At 39.0% G+C, this 14,376-nt stretch carries 11 protein-coding genes; 2 read left to right on the top strand and 9 right to left on the bottom strand.

Annotated elements, in window-relative coordinates:
- Positions 1-103: 103 nt before the first annotated feature.
- The 6 genes from LVY74_RS05395 to LVY74_RS05370 form a co-directional block, all read right to left on the bottom strand.
- A complete protein-coding gene (locus tag LVY74_RS05395) occupies positions 104-2,935 on the bottom strand; it encodes an EAL domain-containing protein (RefSeq protein ID WP_237814175.1) in 2,832 nt (943 codons plus the stop codon).
- A gap of 116 nt (positions 2,936-3,051) precedes the next feature.
- Positions 3,052-3,771: a 16S rRNA (uracil(1498)-N(3))-methyltransferase gene (locus LVY74_RS05390; protein ID WP_237814174.1), complete on the bottom strand. Its 720-nt coding sequence runs from the start codon at positions 3,769-3,771 to the stop codon at positions 3,052-3,054.
- Positions 3,772-3,793: 22 nt separating this feature from the next.
- The gene (metF, locus tag LVY74_RS05385; protein WP_151778194.1) at positions 3,794-4,630 is read right to left on the bottom strand and encodes a methylenetetrahydrofolate reductase [NAD(P)H]; all 837 of its coding nucleotides are present in this window, start codon (positions 4,628-4,630) and stop codon (positions 3,794-3,796) included.
- A gap of 127 nt (positions 4,631-4,757) precedes the next feature.
- A complete protein-coding gene (gene ahcY / locus LVY74_RS05380) occupies positions 4,758-6,140 on the bottom strand; it encodes an adenosylhomocysteinase (RefSeq protein WP_111892848.1) in 1,383 nt (460 codons plus the stop codon).
- Between the two features lie 177 nt (positions 6,141-6,317).
- Positions 6,318-7,190: a DUF4062 domain-containing protein gene (locus LVY74_RS05375; RefSeq protein WP_237814173.1), complete on the bottom strand. Its 873-nt coding sequence runs from the start codon at positions 7,188-7,190 to the stop codon at positions 6,318-6,320.
- 139 nt (positions 7,191-7,329) lie between these two features.
- Positions 7,330-8,478 (bottom strand): DUF1624 domain-containing protein, encoded by a 1,149-nt coding sequence (locus LVY74_RS05370; protein WP_237814172.1) that lies wholly within the window; start codon positions 8,476-8,478, stop codon positions 7,330-7,332.
- A 141-nt stretch (positions 8,479-8,619) separates the two neighbouring features.
- Here LVY74_RS05370 and LVY74_RS05365 point away from each other — a divergent pair, with 141 nt between their 5' ends.
- Positions 8,620-9,573, top strand: coding sequence for a DUF4424 family protein (locus tag LVY74_RS05365; RefSeq protein ID WP_237814171.1), 954 nt, complete (start codon positions 8,620-8,622; stop codon positions 9,571-9,573).
- 58 nt (positions 9,574-9,631) lie between these two features.
- Here LVY74_RS05365 and LVY74_RS05360 read toward each other — a convergent pair whose 3' ends face one another.
- The gene (locus LVY74_RS05360) at positions 9,632-10,021 is read right to left on the bottom strand and encodes a carboxymuconolactone decarboxylase family protein (RefSeq protein ID WP_151709463.1); all 390 of its coding nucleotides are present in this window, start codon (positions 10,019-10,021) and stop codon (positions 9,632-9,634) included.
- 119 nt (positions 10,022-10,140) lie between these two features.
- On the bottom strand, positions 10,141-11,154 hold the full coding sequence (gene lipA, locus LVY74_RS05355; RefSeq protein WP_151778567.1) for a lipoyl synthase: 1,014 nt from the start codon (positions 11,152-11,154) through the stop codon (positions 10,141-10,143).
- Between the two features lie 196 nt (positions 11,155-11,350).
- Between lipA and sthA the strand changes: the two genes are divergently transcribed.
- Positions 11,351-12,766 (top strand): Si-specific NAD(P)(+) transhydrogenase, encoded by a 1,416-nt coding sequence (gene sthA, locus LVY74_RS05350; RefSeq protein ID WP_237814170.1) that lies wholly within the window; start codon positions 11,351-11,353, stop codon positions 12,764-12,766.
- On the opposite strand, the gene LVY74_RS05345 is transcribed toward sthA, so the two are convergent.
- Positions 12,711-14,000, bottom strand: coding sequence for a GGDEF domain-containing protein (locus LVY74_RS05345; RefSeq protein WP_237814169.1), 1,290 nt, complete (start codon positions 13,998-14,000; stop codon positions 12,711-12,713). The genes sthA and LVY74_RS05345 overlap by 56 nt on opposite strands.
- Positions 14,001-14,376: the final 376 nt, after the last annotated feature.

Here is a 14,376-nt window from a genome sequence, read left to right as displayed (position 1 = left end):
CTGGCATAAAAAAGTCTAATCGACTATAGCATTTGTTTTTGTTTTCGGACAGTTACAACAGCCGAAAAATTCCTATGTGAATGATGTTCACCATAAATTTTCGTTATGATGGGGGATGTTTATTCTGAAAAGCTTGTAAATACAGGCTTGCATCAACTTTGTTCAATGGTTTTGCATAGTAAAAACCTTGTGCAATATCACATTGTTTTTCTTTTAGGAAATTTAATTGTTCTAGGGTTTCTATGCCTTCAGCCACAATTTTTAAGTCCATGGCTTTGCCCATGGCAATAATTGCATTGATAATTGCATGGTGGCGTTTCATATGCATATTTTGTACAAAACTTTTATCAATTTTGAGAACGTCAAAAGGAAATTCAGTTAAATATGCCATCGAAGAATAACCTGTGCCAAAGTCATCTAAAGATAACTGAATATCACGCTCTTTGAGTTGGCGTAATAGGTTGTGAATATATTCTGTATTTTCAATTAGTGAGGCTTCAGTAATTTCGAATTCAAGGTATTTACCTAATATGTCATAGCGTCCTAAGGCTTCATCAACATGTTCAAGGAGTTGTCCACGGTAGAGCTGTTGAGCATCGATATTGATGGACAGTTGAATTTCAGGAAGCCCTAAGTCGAGCCATTCACGCAGTTGCTGGGTTGCAGCCAATAGGACATATTCCCCAATATCCGAGATTAGGCTGGTTTGTTGTGCGGCTGCGAGAAACTGTGCGGGTAACAGTAAACCACGTTCAGGGTGATTCCAGCGAATCAATGTTTCAAAACCAGCAATATTGCCACTACGAATACAGATTTTAGGTTGAAAATAAACTTCAAGCTCTTTATTTCTGAGCGCTTGGCGGAGTTCATTTTCGAGATTGACATCTTTCTCATACAAGCTGTCATGGGCTTTGGTGTAATACTGGATGGTATTACCCCCTAAACGTCGTGCATGATTCAGTGCTTGTTGGGCACAGTTATTGAGTTTTTCAAACTGACGTGCCTGATCAGGGTAGATTGCAACCCCAATCGAAAGCGTGAGCAATAATTCTTGCTCTGCAACTTTAAATGATTGGTGGAAGTTGGTTCGAATTTGTTCGCAAATTTTTTGGATACTCGGTGACACATGGCTGAGTTCATAGGCAATCACAAAATCCTCACGCGTGAGATAAGCCACCATCATGGCATTGGGATTGCATAAACGTAAACGTTGTGCGACCAGTTTGAGTAATTCAGAGGTATTTTGATTGCCTAAAAACTCATATAAAGCAGTAAAGCGGTCGATTGAAAGTCGAATAATTGCCAGTTGCTGAATGCTATCGCTATGCGTAATTAAAAACTGGTAAATTTTGTAGTTGTAATAAAAGCGATTGGGCAGATTGGTGACAATGTCATAATTTTCCAAATAAGAAACGCGTTTTTCTTGTTCTTTGAGTTTGCTCAGATCTGAGAAAATCCCAACATAATTGACGATGCGCTGCTTATCATCACGAATGGCATTGAGTCGAAGGCGCAAACTGAGTTCTTTACCTGAGCTAAATTTTTCATCAAATTCGCCATCAAATTCTGCATTTTTCAGCAGTTGTTCTGTAATCGAATAATGAAAACTGCGTTGTTTTGGTCGGTAATTATCTGTAATTTCAAACAATTGCTTACCGATGACTTGGTCGGCATTGAGATTGGATAACGTGTAAAAATAAGGGTTGGCTTCAACATAGCGTAGCTGTTCATCGAGCATGACAATCCCTGTTTCAACATGGGTCATGATATTGGCAGCTTGCTGAATACGGTCATGATCTTTTTTTTGTCGATCAATGTTTTGAAAAATTCCAATCATGATCAAGGGTTGAGAGGTTTCAGGATTGTATTGAATCACTTTGCCTGTGTTGATGACCCAAATCCATTGACCATGTTTGTTTTTTACACGATATTCACATTCGAAAATGTCTGTTTTATGTTCAAAATGTTGTTGTAACCTTTCCACGCACAGACTGATATCTTCAGGGTATAGTTCTTGTGCGAGATGTTGTTCTAACGATGAATAAGCAAGATTTTTGATCATTTTGCCATTAATTTCAAAGGTCGCCAATTGCAGATTCCATTCCCATGTATGCACAGAAGCAATTGCATTCGCCATTTCAATGGTTTGTTTTTGTTTTTCTAAAATATGGGTTCGTTCATGAATCGTCTGTTCAAGATGCTGAGAGTATTCTTGTAACTGACCTTCAATGGTTTTTGAGCGCTGCATTTCTTGTTGGAGTTCGTTGCAAACGCGTTGAGAGTATTGTACTTGTTGCTCTGCGGTATGAATCAGCTGATCATTGCGTAGAAATAATTTGGCAAGTTTTAAGTGCATGCGGTTTAAACTAAAAGCACTAATGCAAATCACAATAAAAATAAAATCAAAGGCAAAATAAAAGAGTTGATTGAAAATTTTTTGATTAATCGGTTGTAGCAATAAGATTGGAAAAACGGCAGGTAAGGACACCAAGAAAAAATAAGGTAAGCGTTGCGTTAAGTAAATCAGACAAAAAATTTGGCAACACAAAATCAGGCTGAGTGACAAATACAACGTGTCATAAAACAGAATTTGGTTATATTCAGCAGGTAAATATAAGTGTAATAGATATACCCCAATGCCAATGCTCAATCCCGTACCTGCACTAATCACTTGATTAAATAGATCAATCGATTGAATGCTGAAGTCTTTTTTTACTAAGAAGAATTGTAGGAAAACAAATCCGAAACAAAAATAAAGAGTACTGCCGAATAGCCAAATATTGAGAGGGTGAATATCTTGCGGATAATTAAAATAAAAATTGAGAAAAACAAAAGTACAAACAATAAATGCACCAAGCAGCAAATAACGAAGGTTATCTGCTGACTGCTTAATCTGACGCGATGTGATTCCTTTCCAGAAAGCATCGTTTTGCATAAAGGGCATTCAAAATCCGTTGAGAGGAGTAAGCTAAAACAATAGTATTAACATAATATTGTTTAAAATAAATGTATATGCCTGAATGCGCCACAATGCTGACTTTTTCTATAACTTTATAAAATGTAATTGAGAATTGAGAGAGCAACAACAGGTGCAGTTTCAGTCCGTAACACACGTTCGCCGATACACCAGTTTTTAAAGCCGACAGCATTGGCTTGATCAATCTCATCTTGACTTAGACCACCTTCAGGGCCAATCAGTAAAGCCAGATCAGGTGAGGCTTCTTTTTGAATATCAAAAGCTTCTGTGTCGGGTGCAAGAACCAGTTTTGTTGTTGGTAAAGCATCTGCATTTTTAAGCCATTCTTGTAATGAAATCGGTGGCAAAATTTCAGGTACAAGATTTAAACCGCATTGTTCACATGCTGCAATCGCAATGCCTTGCCAATGATCAATTTTCTTTTGATCACGCTCATACTTGAGACGCATTTCACAGCGTTCACTGGTGAGTAATTGAATTTGATGTACCCCAAGCTCAGTGGCTTTTTGAATCGCGTAATCCATTCGGTCGCCTTTACTCATCACCTGACCCAATAAAACTTTGAAGTTCGGTGTACGGTTAGCAGGTTCAAATGAGATCACCTGAATATAGGCATTCTTTTTATTAATTTCGGTCAGTTCAACCAAATATTCGCCACCTTGCCCATTAAACAAGATGGCTTGTTCATTTAACTTTGCACGTAAGACTCGAACCCAATGGTGAAACACCACCTCAGTTAATTCTAGAGATTGACCTACGGTTAAGGTTGCTTCGATAAAAAAACGGTTACTCATTGGGTTTGAAACCTGTTACAAATTAAGCGAGTCCAAGGTCAGTCACAAGCTGACGCGTTGGATTGGTGTTGTTCATGGTATAAAAGTGCAAACTTGGCGCACCACCTGCGATGAGGCGTTCACACAGTTTCACCACGACTTCATGACCAAAGGCTTGGATACTTTGACTGTCATCGCCGTAAGCTTGAAGCTGTTTACGAATCCAGCGAGGAATTTCAGCACCTGTACCATCGGCGAAGCGAATCAGGTTGTTCGCGTTGGTAATCGGCATAATGCCAGGGGCAACAGGAATATGTACGCCCAACTTCGCAATACGTTCAATAAAGTAGAAGTATGCATCTGGATTGAAGAAAAACTGAGTAATTGCAGCATTTGCGCCTGCATGTACTTTTTCTGCAAAGCGTTGAATGTCGAGGTCAAAACTTTCAGCTTGTGGGTGCATTTCAGGATACGCAGCCACTTCAATTTTAAAATGGTCGCCTGAGTGTTCACGGATAAAGCGAACCAAGTCCTGTGCGTATGGCAATTCACCTAAGCCGACCTGACCTGAGGGTAAGTCACCACGTAAAGCCACAATACGGTCAATCCCTTGAGATTTATATAAATCTAAAAGTTCAGCAATACGGGCTTTGTCATCACCAATACACGATAAATGTGGTGCAACAGGTGTGCCTTTGCCATTGAAATCACGGATTGCAGCGAGAGTGCGTTCGCGGGTTGAACCGCCTGCGCCGTAAGTAATAGAGAAAAATTCTGGATTGAGCGGTTGTAATTCTTGATGTACAACACGAAGTTTTTCTGCGCCAATATCAGTTTTTGGAGGGAAAAACTCAAAGGAAATTGGTACACGTTTAGTCATTGCAAATCCTTTTTGATCATTTACCCTCATCCTGACTTTCTCCTGAGTGATGTTGAACTCAGGAGAAATGTCCTCTCCTGAGTAGCTTTAAAGCACAGCACAAGAGAGGAGAGGAGAGGTCTAAAACTTAGTATTTATAAGCATCAGATTTGAATGGACCTTCAACAGGTACACCAAGGTAATCTGCTTGTACTTGAGTCAATTGTGTCAACACGCCACCAAAACCTGCAACCATTGCTGCTGCAACTTCTTCATCCAATTTTTTCGGAAGAAGTTCAACACGGATGTGTGCTTGTTTTTCTGCTGCTGGAAGATCAGCAAATTTTTCAGCAAACAAGTGCATTTGACCCAAAACTTGGTTAGCAAAAGAACCGTCCATCACGCGTGATGGGTGACCAGTTGCATTACCAAGGTTCACTAGACGACCTTCAGACAACAAGATGAGGTAATCATTTTCATTTTCTGTACGATAAACTTGGTGAACTTGAGGTTTAACTTCAACCCACTTGTAACCACGTAAGTAGTTGGTGTCGATTTCAGTGTCAAAGTGACCAATGTTACACACCACAGCGCCTGCTTTTAATGTATCTAACATTGCAGAGTCACAGACGTGATAGTTACCTGTAGTCGTTACGATCAAATCAGTGTTTTCAAGCAAATCAAGGTTGATGTCTTCTTTTTTGCCTGTTTGTACGCCATTTTTGTATGGAGAAACAACTTCATAGCCGTCCATACATGCTTGCATTGCACAAATTGGGTCAACTTCAGTCACACGAACGATCATGCCTTCTTGACGTAAAGATTGCGCTGAACCTTTGCCCACGTCACCGTAACCAATCACCAATGCGCGGCGACCAGAAAGCAGCATGTCTGTACCACGTTTGATGGCATCATTCAGTGAGTGACGGCAACCGTATTTGTTGTCATTTTTAGACTTGGTTACAGAGTCATTCACGTTGATTGCAGGAACTTTCAACGTACCGTCACGGAACATTTCGTGAAGACGTTGTACACCTGTTGTGGTTTCTTCTGTAATGCCGTGAATACGCTCAAGAAGCTCTGGATATTTGTCATGAACAAGTGCAGTCAAGTCACCGCCATCATCCAAGATCATGTTGGCATCCCAAGGTGTGCCATTGACATTGATTTGTTGCTCTAAGCACCAGTTGTATTCTTCTTCAGTTTCGCCTTTCCAAGCAAAAACTGGAATACCGCGTGCAGCAATTGCAGCAGCAGCATGGTCTTGAGTCGAGAAAATGTTACATGAAGTCCAACGAACTTCTGCGCCCAATTCAACCAAAGTTTCAATTAAAACCGCAGTTTGAATGGTCATGTGGATACAGCCAAGAATTTTGGCACCTGCAAGTGGTTTTGCAGCAGCATAGCGCTTACGCAAGCCGATCAAAGCTGGCATTTCTGCTTCAGCAAGTTTGATTTCTTTACGACCGTAGTCAGCAAGATTGATATCGGCAACTTTATAATCAGTAAATGAAGCATTAACCGCGTTCATCACGATCTCCTTTTAATAAAACAATTGTTGATCATTCAGTTCGCGGATGCCGTTGTTGGTTAAAAGAATATTTAACCGATCGTCGAGCCTGGCGCTTTTACATTTGGTACCTGTAAAACGTCGCAGCATCCCTCGACTAGCGAAGTATTGTACTTGGATTCTAAAAGTGTTCCAAGTTTAAAGATGCAATATTATTTTATTTTCCTTAAGTTGAGTTTGTAGCTGGTCAAAAGCTTTCCATCCCTCATTGGTGAGATGAAAGAGTTCCCCTTTATAGCCTCTATCTTTTAAAAGTCCATATTGAGTTAAACTTTCAATAGCATCTTGCCATTTAGCTAATTCACGACCATCTTTTAAATTCAAACCTAACTCACCAACATGAAAGGACACACCACCTAAATGTCTAAGAAATTGAACATCTGTATTAAATTTTCCAGAATTTGTAATAATTTGAATCATCGCATCATTTAATTCTATGCGTTGTTTTGATATTACTTGGCTAATTGGATTAGAAGAATTTAAATTATTGATAATTCCTTGAATATATTCATTATCTTGTAGGTGAAGAGTGAGATGGTTTTTAATTTTTTGCTTAAAGTCGATGTGATTATCATAGAAGTCTAATAAACCTTGATCCATCCATGTTGTAGTTTGTTGGCGTAAAAGTTGTAGTTGCTCTACGTTAATATTATTTGGATAAGCTTTTTGGGAAATATAAATTGACGCTAATTTCTCTTTTTCTACATGTTTTGTAATTTCTTCAACAGTCCCACTAACATATTCACCAGTTGATGTTCCTAACCGAGTCCAAAAAATTCCAATTAAAATATCAGAGTTTTCAAGGATTTGTTTATTGATGATTTCTTGTGCTCTGCCTCCCATTTGGGGAGCAACATGCGTTTCCCAACCTATTGGGTTGAGCATAATGCCAAATTGTTTTGAATGAATGGTATTCCACTCATAGATTGCATCACGAACCAATTGTCTTTCTTCTGCTACATCACTTGGTGAAGCGATCATGACGTTTAAAATTATTGCTTGGTGTGCCATTTTTTAATTTTCTAAGATGAGATGAATGGCTTTAAATATATCAAGATTTTTCTATGAAAGAATTATTTTAAAATTAAGATGATGTTTTTATTGGAATTTTATAAAAGCAGACCTCCAAAGATCTGCTTTTCTCTTGCGCTTAAAAATACTTCAAAATCGCGATCTGTTTATTAGCATGCTTGAATTTTGAAAATGCCTGAACCGCAGGATACAGCGCAACCAGTAAAATCAGCATGATTAACCATAAGTAACTCACCTGATTAACACCGAAATATTGCCCTTGATTTGTTCCCCAAATCTGTATAGCGATCACATAAAGTAGTTTCAGCACATATAAATGCAGAATATAAAAAAACATCGGCACAGAACCAAACACAATCAAGGGTTTTACCCATGCAGATTGTTCAACTTTGCTCAGCACCAATAAAATTAACACGCCTACGCCCGTATTCCATAAAATAAATAGCAGTGACGGTGGGTACTTGGTCAAATTGAAAAAGCTCATTCCTGTTTGCACGCTGCTATCGAGTAATAACCAAGGTTGATCGCCATATACATTGAGTAAACGCAAAACGATAAATAAAGTGATACTTCCCAAAGCATAGCCGAGTAGGCGTTTATTTCGTTGAGCGACTGAAATTCCTGAACTGAAACAACTACGTCCCAAGCAATAACCCAATAAAATTACCCCAATCCACGGTAGGACAGGGTAAGTGGTACGTAGACGTAAACTTTGCCCAATCTCAATCCAATCTCGCTGATGCAAAATACTCCATAGCGCATGTAAGCCCGCCACACCCTGAAAACTGAGCTGATCAAGCAGGTTGTGCAACGCAATAATGCCAATCGCAAGTAGCCATTGCAGTTTTTGTGGTAAGCCAATCAGTAAGCTGAGCGCCAACATACTCAGACCAATCGCCCAAATCACCTGTAAATAAATCACTTGTGGTGGAAATTGTCCTGTCCAAGCAAAATTCACCACTGTAAGTTCTAAAATCACCAAAAATAAGCCACGTTTAAATAAAAATTCACGGGTCATTTTCAGGTCATATTTTTGCTGATAAAGAAAAGCCGATAACCCTGTGAGTAACACAAAAACAGGCGCACAGAGATGTGCCAAAGAACGGCTGAGAAATAGCGCAGGTTCAACCTCTTGGACGTGCATCGGGTCGGAAACTTGATGATGTAGATAAAAGGTTTCGCGCACGTGATCGAGCATCATAATAATGATGACCAAGCCACGCAGCGCATCGATTGCCTGTAGGCGCTGTGAAGAAATAACTGACATAAATAGAATAAAAAAAGTAAGTTTATGGTTATGTTATAAAATAACAAAATAATTATAAAATGCCAATTCAGAAATCCAAGCACTTGGCGAGTGTCTGAATTTTCAGTTAAAGTGCATGGACAAAATAAAAAATGAGTAAATATGATGTATAAATTAATGATTTTAGGTGCATTATTGCCAATGCAGCTAGCATTTGCCAATGATAGTACGGGCTTTGTGGCAACAGGTGGCGTGCAGTATGTGAAAAATCCCAATATTGCTATGCAAACGGAAGACTTATTGATTAGTCAGAAAAAGGTTCAAGTCGATTATCAATTTAAAAATCTCACTGACCATCTGATCACTGAAAATATTCTATTTCCTTTGCCTTTGGTGGAGAGCTGGCACGATAGCGACTACGCAGACATCGCAGATTTGGTGAAAAGTTTTAAGGTATGGTCGAATGGAAAGCAGATTTCACCGCAGGTTCATGTCCGTGCTTTTCTGCCACAGCTTAAATCTGTCAATGACATAAGAGAAAATACACCGATGATTGATGTAACTGCGGAGCTAAAAGCCTGCGGTTGGTCAGATGCTGAGATGATGAGTCCGTGGACAGAAAAATATGATGTATCTGAATTAAGTCGGAAAATGTTGCACTGTCAGCAACCGAAGCTGCAAAAACTGTTGAAATTGAATGAAGATGTTTGGTGGCAGTCGCAAATTATTTATAGCTGGCAGCAGACATTTTTACCTAACCAAGTCACACGAGTCCGCCATCAATACACGCCATTGTTAGGTGGTTCGGTGTATCTAGATCCAGAAAAAGCAAAGTCGGTGTGTGTTGATGACAACCTGAAAAATGCTTTACGCAAAATGGGTAATCCAACGCCGAATTACTTAGAGATGGGTTATATTTTAAAAACGGGTGCGAACTGGGCAAAACCGATTGAACGCTTTAATTTGACCATTGAGAAACAGCCAAATCAGTTTGTGTCATTGTGCTGGAACGGGCAATTGAAAAAGGTTAGTGCGACACAATTTAAGGCGACAGAGAAAAACTTCATTCCTCGGCAGGATATTCAACTCATTTTTATAGATAAACCAAGCCCTTAAAAATGCAGATCGACATCTTTGCACTGTAAAAAATTAGCAAAGATGTCGATCTAAATCATTATTTTTGAGCTGCCTGATATTCCTGAATCACCTCAAGCGCTGCACGAAATGCTTCTTGAGTTGCAGGCGCACCACAGTACGGCAGGCTGTGTAACAGAGTTTCCTGAATTTCTTCTACACTACAGCCATTGTTGAGTGCGCCGCGCACATGACCTTTCAGTTCGGTTGGTGATTTTTGTGCAACCAGCATGGCGATGGTAATGAGAGAGCGATATTTACGGGGGAGAACACCTTCACGTTGCCAAGTTGAACCCCAAGCATGTTCATTAATCCAGTCTTGTAAGGGTTGAGTGAAGGGTACGGTATTGTCTTGAGCGCGTTTTACAAAGCTTTCACCCATGACTTCCGTGCGTACTTTTAATCCATTGTCATAATCTTGCTGTGCCATGTCTTGTTTGACCTGTGACGTGTTAAAACTTCACCATACACGCAAAAGTCACAGCTCACTATTAGGCTTGAGTCCATAAAAAAGCCCTCTACTTGAGAGGGCTTGGAAAGCATTGAAACTTAAGCTTCGATGGCTTGTACCGCGATTTTTTTCGCAGGGTCAACTTTACGGCGCACTTCTGGGACAGGTTCACCGTGGTATTGACGGTCAGCAAAATAGCTTGAACGTACCATCGGTGCAGACCAGATATTTCTAAAGCCAAGTTTACGACCATGTTCTGCATAACGCTCAAATTCTTCAGGCGTTACAAAACGGTCAATTGGGGCATGTTCTTTCGATGGTTGTAAGTACTGACCAATCGTTACATAGTCAACGCCATGTGCATGAAGGTCATCTAACAATGAAATGACTTCTTCTTCAGTTTCACCAATACCCACCATCAAACCACATTTGGTTGGAACGTCTGGGCAGTATTCTTTAAACATTTTAAGAAGATTCAAAGAGTGCTGATAGTCTGAACCTGGACGCATGGCTTTATAAAGACGAGGTACAGTTTCAATATTGTGGTTGAAAACGTCTGGTGGACATTCAGTCATAATGCGTAACGCAATATCCATACGTCCACGGAAGTCAGGCACTAAAATTTCAAGTAAAGTTTTCGGGCTGAGTTCGCGCGCTTCTTTAATACAGTCAACAAAATGTTGAGCACCACCGTCAAGCAAGTCATCACGGTCAACCGACGTAATCACAGCATATTTTAAACCCAAGTTGGCAATGGTTTCTGCCATATGACGTGGTTCATCTGGGTCAAGTGCATTTGGACGACCATGTGCAACGTCACAGAATGGACAGCGGCGGGTACAAATATCACCCATAATCATAAAAGTTGCTGTACCGCCACCGAAACATTCAGGTAGGTTTGGACAAGCAGCTTCTTCGCATACCGTATGTAATTTTTGTGCACGTAATGTCGTTTTAATCCGTTGAACTTCATCTGGTGCTGTCATCTTGACACGAATCCAGTCAGGTTTTCGTGGCACTTCAGCCGTAGGAATCACTTTTACAGGAATTCTAGCGACTTTCTCTGCGCCACGAAGTTTGACACCCTGTTCAGGTTTACGGCTACTGGTCATATTCAACTTTTCCACTGTTTGACGATGAACTTTTTACTGCGATAGGGGCACAATTATAGCGGAAAGTGAAACTTTTAGGGGGAAAAAGATATTCATAAAATAAATGTTGACATTAAATATATATGTGCTCGAAATAAACTAAATCTTGATGATTTCAGCTAAACTATGCACAAACATGATAGTAAAGGAGCATTGAATGTCACGTAAGAAAGAGGTCATGCGAGGGAGTTTTATCAAATACGATGCCGTCGTGCTTGGCTCAGGCCCTGCGGGTGAAGGCTCTGCAATGAAACTTGCCAAATCTGGTAAGCGTGTTGCAATTGTTGAAATGCGTGACCAGCTTGGTGGTAACTGTGCTCATGTCGGGACAATTCCAAGTAAAGCGTTACGTCAGACAGTATCGAGCATTATCCGTTACCAACGTGATCCGATGTTTCAAAAAGTAGGTGAATGGAAAAAATTTACCATGAAACAGGTGCTCAGCCATGCGCACCGTGTGATTCAGCAGCAGGTTGCAACTCACTCGCGTTTTTACGACCGTAACAATATCGATGTTTTTCATGGTCGTGCTTATGTTCAAGATAAAAACACAATTTTGGTGTTTACCCCAGAAGGCATTAAAGAAACCATTATTTTTGATGAGTTGGTGATTGCCACAGGTAGCCGTCCATATCAACCACAAAGTCTGGACTTTACTCATCCACGTGTTTTTGATTCGGATAAAATTCTTGACCTCGATTACACCATTAACAAAATCATTATTTATGGTGCAGGGGTCATTGGTTGTGAATATGCGTCGATTTTCATTGGTTTAAACCATAAAGTTGATTTGATTAATACCCAGCCGAAATTATTAAGCTATTTAGATGCTGAAATTTCAGATGCTTTGTCGTATCACTTACGTGAACAAGGTGTATTGATTCGTCACAATGAACAAATTGATCGTTTGGAAACCTTTGATGATCATATTGTTTTACATTTAAAAAGTGGCAAGAAGATCAAAGCCGATGCAATTTTGTGGTGTAACGGACGTTCAGGCAACACCGATGGTTTAGGTTTGGAAAATGTAGGTTTGACACCAAACAGTCGTGGTCAATTGACTGTGAATGAGAAGTATCAAACTGAAGTTGAAAATTTCTATGCAGCAGGCGATGTCGTCGGTTGGCCATCACTTGCATCAGCAGCCTATGACCAAGGGCGCTGTGCGGGTGCAAACATGAGTGGTGAAGAAAACGTAAAACCTGTTACTGATATTCCAACAGGGATTTATACTATTCCAGAAATTTCATGTTTCGGTAAATCTGAGCAGCAATTGACTGAAGAAAAAATTCCGTATGAAGTAGGTCAGTCTTCATTCCGTCATTTGGCTCGTGCGCAAATTACGGGCGATACTGTGGGTGAATTAAAAATCTTGTTCCATCGTGACAGTTTAGAAATTTTAGGTATTCACTGTTTTGGTAATAATGCCTCTGAGATTATTCATATTGGACAAGCAGTCATGCAAAGTCCAAATAATACCTTGAAGTATTTTATTGAAACCACATTTAACTACCCAACTATGGCTGAAGCTTATCGTGTTGCGGCATTGAATGGCTTGAATCGTTTATTTTAAGTTCATCATGGATTTGGGCAGGAACGCACTGTTCCTGCTGGGTATGACTTGGGCAACAAGCTAAGGATGTTTTAAATATCTGCATTTGTTGTTCAAGTGCATTATGCGTTTCTCCATAACAACGATACTGATTTTTCCCTTCATGTTTGGCAATATAAAGCGCCTGATCTGCTTGAGCAATCAGATCATTGGTTGTTTGTTGGTTTAACTGAGGGTTTAAACTTGAAATGCCGATACTGTAAGTAATATTAATCGTTGCATCATCGTGGCAAATTCTGGTTTTTGAAGATTGTTGCATCAGTCCTTGAGCCAGTTGATGAATTTCAGTTGCCGAATCACAAATTTTGATAAATACAAATTCTTCACCACCATAACGTGCAAAAAAACCTCCCATTTTTTGACTGTAACTGGCAAGGGCATCGGCAACTAGCATAAGGCAAATATCGCCAAAAGGATGACCATAGCTATCATTGATTTTCTTGAAATTATCAATATCAATAATCATCCAAACCAGTATTTTCCCTGTAGATAATGCTTCTGTGCATAACGCGGATAACTGCTTATCAGCTTGCAAACGGTTTGGCTTTTGCGTCAGAAAATCAGTAAATGCCATATTTTCAAGGGTGAGAGATTTTTCCTTAAAATAAGAAAAGGTAATTAATGCGTGCCAGTAATCCTGAAATTTAACTTGAGATGATTTAATAATATACAAAATATTGAGGAAAACCAAAGGCAAGAAAACCAAATTCTCCGCAGTATCTTCAACAATAACAGCAGTAAATGCAGGTAAAGTCATGGCAAGAGGAATCATGATTTTATAAACAGGATCAATGGTTAACAGCAGTGATGTTGCAGTACAAAGGACAGCAGTAATAATAATAAAAGGAACAGTGATACTATAGCTAATATGTAGATAAATACACCATGAACAAATCAAGCCTAACATTAAGCAAGGTAAGATGATTAATATGACCAGTAAAAGACGTGCTCGATATAAATTATTTTCTAATAGTCGATTAAACTGATAATGCAATGCGACATGAAAAGATAATATAACAATAAATATCAGTGATATAAGAACTATAGTATCTTGAATGAATGCATTTCCCTGATTATTGAGTGCAATAATAAGCCAACAAGGCAGATAAATAAATGCACTAATAAAAGCACGACGCTCTAATTCTTGCATTGCGCTGATGATGATCTCATCATTACATTCGGGGAGATTAAACATACGGATGATTCTTGATAATCACTTTAACCATTTCTATACATATTGTACAAAAATAATGCCCAGCATGAAATTTTTTTAATTGATAACTGAATATTTTTTACTTTACATCTATTTTGTAGAAAATATAGGATTTAAAAAATGTAAATTAGATCTCAGTATTTAAATATAGTGTTAATTTTTTATTTTTCTAAATTAAAAATTAAATGAGTTGGTAATGCTTTATTTTTTAAATCATCTGATTTATAAGGTTATAAAAAGTTTTTTTAAAATAAATAAATAGGGATGATGATTTATCATCTGGTTAAATATTATGAAATGAATATATGAAGTTGGCGCAATTTTCGCTATATAAAATATACGATAAAGTGAAGCTAAA

Origin of the sequence: Acinetobacter sp. ME22, assembly GCF_022012315.1 — a bacterium.
In the GTDB taxonomy this organism is placed as follows: Bacteria; Pseudomonadota; Gammaproteobacteria; order Pseudomonadales; family Moraxellaceae; genus Acinetobacter; species Acinetobacter brisouii_A.
The sequence above is the reverse complement of the archived record's forward strand: the minus strand, read 5'-3'. Positions and strand labels throughout refer to the sequence as shown.